Genomic DNA, 7,174 nt, shown 5'->3' with positions numbered 1-7,174 from the left:
TTCGTGAAAATTCGTGTGTATTCGTGGCTCGCTTATCATCACATCACAGTTCCTTTTCTTTTCCCACGTATGCCCAAAGCAGCTCATTCCCGAACTTCAGCGATAAACAAAAAAAGGCCCCATAAGGGCCCTTTTTCAAACAGTTTAAGCAGAAGCGATTAAGCGCCGGCTTCCAGTAGTTCTTTCAGATTTGCAAAATCCATATCCAACTCACGTTTGGCAATATGTGCTACAACAGGTGATGCCACTTTAAAGAAGCGCCCCACATCAATACTCAGCGTACGTTGAATAGTGGTGGACTCACCATTGTCTTTAAAGTTCATGCTGGCTTCCATCGGGAATGCGCCGGTTGTACTTTTTGCTGACCACGCACTGCCATCGCTACTGCGTGCAGTAACTTCCCATTCCTGCTCAATCACGCGGCCAAGGAATTTCTCTTTAATAAAATAGATTGTACCAACGGTCGGAGATCCTGCTGTCTTCTTCTCTGACTCCAGCACCGAAGACTGCCACATCGGGTCATTGGCATTATCATCAACAAAAGCAATCACATCCGCAATCGGTCGATTGATTTCTACACTGGCTTCTAATTTACTTAACGGCATTTCTCTCTCTCCCTTTTGAATATTCCCTTCATAGTAGCTTCTCAGCTTAGCCCCTAGATATAAGGGCTAAGCTGAGCACTACAAAATCACTCGCGCAATAGTTCAGTGATACCTGTTTTAGAACGGGTCTTTTCATCAACAGTCTTCACAATCACAGCACAATAGAGGTTCGGACCACCTGATTTACCCGGCATAGAGCCGGATACAACAACAGAATATGGTGGTACTTCACCATAACTTATGGTGTCAGTCGCACGATCATAAATGCGGGTAGATTGACCGATATAAACACCCATCGAGAGTACAGCGCCTTCACGAACAATCACGCCTTCAACCACTTCGGAACGTGCTCCGATAAAGCAGTTATCTTCAATAATGGTCGGGGTAGCCTGCAGTGGTTCCAATACACCACCAATACCAACACCACCGGAGAGATGTACATTCTTACCAATCTGAGCACATGAACCTACGGTTGCCCAGGTATCCACCATCGTGCCTTCATCAACATAGGCACCAATATTCACATACGATGGCATCAGCACTACTTTGTTAGCAATATATACGCCTTTACGAACGGTTGCAGAAGGCACTACACGCATGCCACCTTTGCGGAACATATCTTCGCCCCAGTTGGCGAATTTCTGTGGTACTTTATCGTAATAGTTGGTTCCACCACCGGAGATCACCTGATTGTCATGTAATTTAAAATAGAGCAGCACAGCTTTTTTCAGCCACTCATTGGTTACCCATACGCCGTCATCACCTTTTTCAGCAACACGTACGCCACCATCATCCAACAGTTGGATGGTATGCTCCACAGCTTCGCGCACTTCAGCACTGGCAGAATGCAAATCCCATTCCGCTCTGCTGTCCCATGCGTTTTCAATTATTTGTTGTAAATGATTCATGCATTCATCCTTGTCTGCTTTTGTTTGTGGATAGACGATTATATCCTCTCAGGCTCAGCAATCCAGTATGGAGTACCGCCACCTCGGACAATCACATTAAAATATCCTATATATTGTCTTTACTTTGCGTAACTTCGCATCCTCTGCGATGTAAATATTTACGCACGTTCATGCTATTGCCCAGACCCATTCTCCAGACTTATCACTATTTCCAGTGGGCGCTCATGACTAAGAAATTCGATATTAGACATGCTTAAACCATAGGCTCCTGCCAGACCGAATACCGCAATATCACCGACATCAGCAGCTTCAATCGCTACATTATTCGCGAGTTTATCGGCCCCAGTACACAACGGCCCACCGAAATAGACAGATTCCTCTGATACCGACTCCTGCCCATCAAACAATTTCTCACACCCCATACGTACAATTGCCAGAGGATGATTGATTGCCAATGCTGCAGGCCTGCGAAAATGATTGATACCACCGGCACAAATCACCTGTTTTTTTCCACGGGACTCTTTGATATCGAGAATCTCCGTACAGAACCAACCTGAATCTGCCGCCAGATAACGCCCCAACTCCAAGAAGAAGGTACGCCCTTCAAAACCGTACGTTTTAATCAGCTCAGCCAGACCATTCGCATAGGCTTGTGGATCAAAACCATGGCCACTTTCCAGATAATCGACACCGAAACCACCACCGAAATCAATGATATCGCAGATCACACCGGCATAGTCCGCTTCAATCTGTTTGGCCATACCGAATACCAGTTCACAGTTCTTGAGCAGGTCCGCCACATGCAGTACGCCGGATGCGGCATAGACATGCAAACCACGGAAATTCAATGCATCAAGCGCTAAAATTTGCGGCAGCACTGTAGTCAGTTTCTCTTCATCAACGCCGAATTTTTTCGAACCACCGGAGAATGTGGTCTGCGCTTCGTGAATATCAAAATCAGCATTGATACGCAGTAGCACATCCTGAGTTTTACCCAGTTCAGCGGCAATCGCATTCAACCTGTGCGCTTCTGTTAATGATTCGATATGGACAGTACGAATACCTTTCTCAACTGCCCAACGTAGCTCTTCATGTGATTTTCCGGGCCCTGTATAAATCAACTGGTCGGATGTAAAGCCAGCAGCAACCGCTTTTTCAGCTTCACCAAGGCTGGCAATCTCAATACCACGAGCACCGGACTCTTTTGCAGCCGCAAGAAATGCTGCATGCGGATTGGCTTTCATGGCATAAAACACTTCAACACCGGCAGGCATGATGCGTGAAAAACAGGTGATATGACGACGCATAGCACTGGTTTCATACACATAACAGTTTAGCGTGTCACCACCAGCGGCGTGCTGACGCAATGTCTGTTCAACCTCATTCGGAATATTCATCTTAAATCCTCACTGCTTTTAGACGACGGGCAAGTTCAGCTGCTTTTTCAGGCCCGTCAACAAGGGCTGCACGTATATACCCCGCCCCGGGATTCACCCCATCGGCATCATCAGCACTGAGATACGAACCGGGCAACACGATCACCGACTGCTGCTCATATGCAGCCACCGCAAAGGCTTCTTCATCTACCACTGGCAACCACACAAAAAAGGAGCCGGGAGGTATGCCGGCCTCATCCGTACCATAAACATCAAAAAACGCCTTTAAGCTGGCACGGTACACGTCCAGATGTTGCGCCACATGTGTTTCATCTGACCATGCCGCCGCCGCAACGGCTTGCAGGGGCAGCGGAGTAGCCGGGCCAGTGTAACTGCGCATTTTTGCAAAACGTGCAATCAAGCTTGCATCGCCTGCAATAAGACCGGAACGCATGCCCGGCAGCGCCGAACGTTTCGATAAAGAATTCATCACCAGACAACGACTGAAACCTTCACGCCCGGATGACTCGGCCACTTCCAACAGACCAACAGGACGTTCCTGCCAATAAATTTCCGAATAACATTCATCCGATACAATATAAAAATCATGTTTATCAGCCAGTGTCAGCAACTGCTCAAAATATGCGCTATCAGCAATCCAACCGGTCGGGTTTGAAGGTGAACAGACATATACCAGCGCGGTATTGGACCAGGCATCTTCTGGTACAGCATCCAGATCAGGTGCAAAACCTGTTTCAGCCGTGCATGGTAAGAACACCGGATCCCCACCAGCTGTATATGCAGCCCCAAGGTAGATCTGATACATCGGGTTCGGCATCAAGACATTCGGTTTCCTTACCGCTTCCGGATTAATCAATGCATGCGCAATGGCAAATAACGCTTCGCGTGTGCCATTGGCCGAGAGCACTTGCGTGAGTGGATCCACATGCTGCAAAGCAAAACGGCGCTCCAGCCAACTGGCGATCGCCTGGCGCAACGGCAGTCCGCCCACCGTGGATGGGTATTTGGAAAAACCACCCAAATGTTGTGCCAGCGTATCGGCAACAAATGGAGGTAGCGGCAGACGTGGTTCACCGGCTCCAGCATCAATCGAAGTGATATCCGGATTCGTATGGTGTCCGGCAAACAGAACCTTGAGCCGTTCAAATGGATAAGCACCCAACTGATCAAGGCGAACCTGTCGGGATTGTTGATTTCGATTCACTGTATTCGAGCCTACTTCTTTCTTAAATCTACTGCTTGAGCACGGATAAGCTTGCTCCATGGGCCAAAGTTACCGGCAACATCTACAGCGCGGATACGGAAGAGAAATTCAACTGCATCCGTTTTCAAATTAATGATTCTATATGTCTCTTCATTCACCTGCCGGGCAAGTGCTGGCTGTTCATAAAAACGACGCCAGAAACCCGGACACTGGCAATACGGATCCACCTTGGTGCGATCAATTTCATACCCCACACCCTCTGCACTGCCTTTGAGCACAAAGTCCAGGCGCAACACATTACCAACAACCCCGGAACGCAAATCAACGATTTGAGGGGTGACAGCGTCATCTACAATCGCCTGCGGCACTTCTTTGCGCCCACAACCATTTAAAAACACTGCCAGAATCAAACACAGCCATACACTACGACGCACTATTGATAACATATTACTCTCCGCTTCCCATTGTAGAATCAGAAGCAGTTGCTCCTGTCGCCAAACGCTGCTGCCACAGAGCAACCTGCTGCAACACCTGTTGAGGTGCAGTACCGCCTATATGGTCGCGCGCTGCCACGCACGCTTCAACAGAGAGTTCACGTACCATCTCCACATTCAAACGCGCATCAATAGCTGCACAGGCAGCCGCATCCATGGCATGCAACTCAATTTTTTCTCGAATACAATGACCTACTGATTTTCCAACAATTTCATGCGCATCACGGAAAGGAACACCGGCACGCACTAAGGCATCAGCAAGATCTGTCGCAGTAGCAAAACCGGAAGATGCAGCCTTATGTAACACCTCTTTATTCACTTTCATACCCGGCAACATATCGCCAAACACACGCAAACAACCTTCCAGATTATCAAAGGCATCAAACACGGCCGTTTTATCTTCCTGCATATCTTTATTGTAAGCCAACGGTAGACCTTTCACCGTCGTTAAAATTGCCACCAAACCACCAATAATGCGGCCGGACTTACCACGCACCAGTTCCGGCATATCCGGATTTTTCTTCTGCGGCATGATCGATGAACCGGTACAAAATGCATCGGGCAGATCAATAAAACCAAACTGGGCACTCATCCACAAAATCAGTTCTTCAGAAAAACGTGACAGATGAATGGAGCAGATCGAAGCGGCAGCAAGCAGTTCCATAATATAATCACGGTCAGAGACTGCATCCAGAGAGTTGGCCGTTGGCGCATCAAAACCCAACAAATCAGCAGTCATATAACGATCAATAGGGAATGTTGTACCGGCCAGCGCGGCTGAGCCAAGCGGGCACTGATTCATACGCTGACGCGCATCAAGAAAACGCGCCGCATCACGTTCAAACATCTCCACATATGCCAACAGATGATGACCCAGTGTAACAGGCTGTGCTGTTTGCAGATGCGTAAAACCCGGCATAATACTGGCCGCATGCTCTTCAGCCAAAAGCACCAGAACCGATTGAAGATGGCGCAAGCGATCTATCATCCCATCTGTCCGGCGACGCAGATACAGACGGGTATCGGTTGTCACCTGATCATTTCTGGAACGGGCTGTATGTAAGCGTTTACCGGCATCACCAATAAGAGCTGTTAAGCGCGATTCAATATTCATATGCACATCTTCAAGGGCAATGGTAAATTCAAGTTCACCACTTTCTATCTCGCCATACACAACATCGAGACCGCGTAAAATAGCCTTCAAATCTTCAGATGATAAAATCCCCTGCTGACATAGCATTTTGGCATGCGCTTTTGAACCTGCGATATCTTCTGCATACATACGCGCATCAACATCGGTGGAGGCATTAAAGGCTTCTACAAATTCATCAGTCGGGGATTCAAAACGACCGCCCCATGGTTTTTCAGACATGTTTGTCACCTGCTTTTAAAGATTTTGCAACTATAGCTATGCAATGAAGATAACGGAAACGTAACGGCTAATAATGCGGCGGCGGCACTTCTTCATCGGGCCTGGCCAGTCCTGAACCGCTGGCTTGTTTAAGGTGATCACCGAAACGCACCATCTGTTTTTCAAGCTGATCAATCTGCTGCTGCTGACGCACCACCACATCATTCAATTCATTAATCAGATGATCCTGATAAGATATTTTTGTTTCCAGTTCAATCAATCGTTCTTCCATCTGCGCACACTAACCAAGAAAGCACGCTAATGCAGCGTCCGGATAGCAGCGTAGTCGTATTAAAATACTTAAAAGCGTTTACCGCTGAGGACGCAGAAGGTGAATTGTGCTTGCGCAAGAGAGACTCCCCTGGGGGAAAGTTACGCAAAGCAAAATCAAAACATTAATAACGTGAAGAAAGTTTTCTAATACTTTATGGCTGCTTGTTTTTCCTCTGCATATTTTACGGTGAAAAATACTGAATCATGTTCGTAAAACAGGGGGTATTTTAATGCGAATGCAGTGCCCCGGATAGACAGCCCGCAGCCTGCGAATATAGTCCTCACTCCATCAGGAGAGAGATTATGAATGTACTCATTGCTTATCATTCCGATTACGGCAACACACAGAAAATGGCCTCAGCCATCGCAGCAGGCATAAATGTCAGCCAGAGCGGTGCGCAGATAGTGTTAAAGAGTGCTGCAGAGACGGGTTTAGATGATCTTATCCATGCAGACATCATTCTTTTTGGCACGTCTGTGCATATGGGGTCTATGGCCTGGCCGATGAAAAAGCTGATTGATCAGGCTGGAAAGCTATGGATGGATGGTTCACTGGAAGGCAAAGTCGGCGGCGTATTTGCTACCGGTGGCGGTTTTGGTGGTGCCGGAGGCGGCGTTGAGCAGACCATGATTTCTCTCTATTCCAACTTTCTCGAACACGGCATGATCGTGATTGGATTTCCCAAATCATTACCCGGTTATGCCGATGGCGGTCTGCAATGGGGACCTTATGGCCGTACAGGCAATCATGAAGGCATGCCATCAGGCATCAGTGATACAGCCCTCGCCGCCGCACGCAGTTATGGTGCGCATCTTAGTGAAACTGCTGCACGTATTATTGCCGACTAAGTTTTCCAATATCAAATAAAACAGGCCGGAGGA

8 protein-coding genes are annotated in these 7,174 nt (G+C 47.8%); 1 reads left to right on the top strand and 7 read right to left on the bottom strand.

What is annotated here, in order from left to right; genetic code table 11:
- Window positions 1-158 precede the first annotated feature (158 nt).
- The 7 genes from D8Y20_RS10025 to D8Y20_RS09995 all read right to left on the bottom strand — a co-directional run bounded on the left by D8Y20_RS10025 (window position 159) and on the right by D8Y20_RS09995 (window position 6,251).
- Window positions 159-605, bottom strand: a complete 447-nt coding sequence (locus tag D8Y20_RS10025; RefSeq protein WP_121543311.1) for an SRPBCC family protein — start codon at window positions 603-605, stop codon at window positions 159-161.
- A gap of 86 nt (window positions 606-691) precedes the next feature.
- Complete coding sequence (dapD, locus tag D8Y20_RS10020; RefSeq protein WP_121543309.1) at window positions 692-1,513, bottom strand: 2,3,4,5-tetrahydropyridine-2,6-dicarboxylate N-succinyltransferase; 822 nt, start codon at window positions 1,511-1,513, stop codon at window positions 692-694.
- 173 nt (window positions 1,514-1,686) lie between these two features.
- Complete coding sequence (locus tag D8Y20_RS10015) at window positions 1,687-2,910, bottom strand: alanine racemase (RefSeq protein ID WP_121543307.1); 1,224 nt, start codon at window positions 2,908-2,910, stop codon at window positions 1,687-1,689.
- Between the two features lies 1 nt (window position 2,911).
- The gene (locus tag D8Y20_RS10010; protein ID WP_121543305.1) at window positions 2,912-4,114 is read right to left on the bottom strand and encodes an aminotransferase class I/II-fold pyridoxal phosphate-dependent enzyme; all 1,203 of its coding nucleotides are present in this window, start codon (window positions 4,112-4,114) and stop codon (window positions 2,912-2,914) included.
- Window positions 4,115-4,125: 11 nt separating this feature from the next.
- Window positions 4,126-4,560 carry a hypothetical protein gene (locus D8Y20_RS10005; protein ID WP_121543303.1) on the bottom strand — a complete coding sequence of 145 codons (435 nt, stop codon included), beginning with the start codon at window positions 4,558-4,560 and terminating at the stop codon, window positions 4,126-4,128.
- Window position 4,561: 1 nt separating this feature from the next.
- A complete protein-coding gene (gene argH, locus D8Y20_RS10000; RefSeq protein WP_121543301.1) occupies window positions 4,562-5,980 on the bottom strand; it encodes an argininosuccinate lyase in 1,419 nt (472 codons plus the stop codon).
- Between the two features lie 67 nt (window positions 5,981-6,047).
- The gene (locus D8Y20_RS09995) at window positions 6,048-6,251 is read right to left on the bottom strand and encodes a SlyX family protein (protein WP_121543299.1); all 204 of its coding nucleotides are present in this window, start codon (window positions 6,249-6,251) and stop codon (window positions 6,048-6,050) included.
- A gap of 344 nt (window positions 6,252-6,595) precedes the next feature.
- On the opposite strand from D8Y20_RS09995, the gene D8Y20_RS09990 reads away from it, so the two are divergent.
- A complete protein-coding gene (locus D8Y20_RS09990; RefSeq protein ID WP_121543297.1) occupies window positions 6,596-7,141 on the top strand; it encodes an NAD(P)H-dependent oxidoreductase in 546 nt (181 codons plus the stop codon).
- The last annotated feature ends 33 nt before the right edge of the window (window positions 7,142-7,174 follow it).

Source organism: Mariprofundus sp. EBB-1 (genome assembly GCF_003665155.1).
Classification (GTDB): domain Bacteria; phylum Pseudomonadota; class Zetaproteobacteria; order Mariprofundales; family Mariprofundaceae; genus Mariprofundus.
This window is presented reverse-complemented; position numbering and strand designations above follow the sequence as displayed.

Excerpts from the sequence above, each read along its gene's own strand:
- D8Y20_RS10025 (WP_121543311.1), bottom strand. The coding sequence starts at position 605 with ATGCCGTTAAGTAAATTAGAAGCCAGTGTAGAAATCAATCGACCGATT.
- dapD (WP_121543309.1), bottom strand. The coding sequence starts at position 1,513 with ATGAATCATTTACAACAAATAATTGAAAACGCATGGGACAGCAGAGCG.
- D8Y20_RS10015 (WP_121543307.1), bottom strand. The coding sequence starts at position 2,910 with ATGAATATTCCGAATGAGGTTGAACAGACATTGCGTCAGCACGCCGCT.
- D8Y20_RS10005 (WP_121543303.1), bottom strand. The coding sequence starts at position 4,560 with ATGTTATCAATAGTGCGTCGTAGTGTATGGCTGTGTTTGATTCTGGCA.
- argH (WP_121543301.1), bottom strand. The coding sequence starts at position 5,980 with ATGTCTGAAAAACCATGGGGCGGTCGTTTTGAATCCCCGACTGATGAA.
- D8Y20_RS09995 (WP_121543299.1), bottom strand. The coding sequence starts at position 6,251 with ATGGAAGAACGATTGATTGAACTGGAAACAAAAATATCTTATCAGGAT.
- D8Y20_RS09990 (WP_121543297.1), top strand. The coding sequence starts at position 6,596 with ATGAATGTACTCATTGCTTATCATTCCGATTACGGCAACACACAGAAA.